Origin of the sequence: Pseudomonas sp. SIMBA_067 (genome assembly GCF_046534675.1) — a bacterium.
GTDB lineage: Bacteria > Pseudomonadota > Gammaproteobacteria > Pseudomonadales > Pseudomonadaceae > Aquipseudomonas > Aquipseudomonas putida.
In genome coordinates this window covers 1-253 of the sequence record NZ_JAWRYH010000905.1, presented here as the reverse complement: position 1 = coordinate 253, position 253 = coordinate 1, and the positions used below count along the sequence as shown (strand labels likewise).

Sequence of the window (253 nt, the reverse complement as noted above, 5' to 3'; positions counted from 1 at the left end):
CATCAACTCGTCTTAATAAATACATCAGCGAGAGCGGCATCTGCTCCCGTCGTGACGCCGATCGTTACATCGAGCAGGGCAACGTTTTCATTAACGGCAAACGCGCCACTGTAGGCGCGCAGGTATTTGCAGGCGATGTGGTGAAGGTCAATGGTCAGCTTATCGAGCCGCGCGATGAAGACGATCTGGTGCTGATTGCCCTGAATAAACCGGTGGGGATTATCACCACCATGGAAGAGGGCGAGCGCGATAA

At 53.8% G+C, this 253-nt stretch carries 1 protein-coding gene; it reads left to right on the top strand.

Translation table 11 applies throughout. The annotated features are described in order from the left end of the window. Positions 1-253: S4 domain-containing protein (locus SB765_RS31840; RefSeq protein ID WP_410932785.1), on the top strand; the 253-nt coding region annotated here is incomplete at both ends.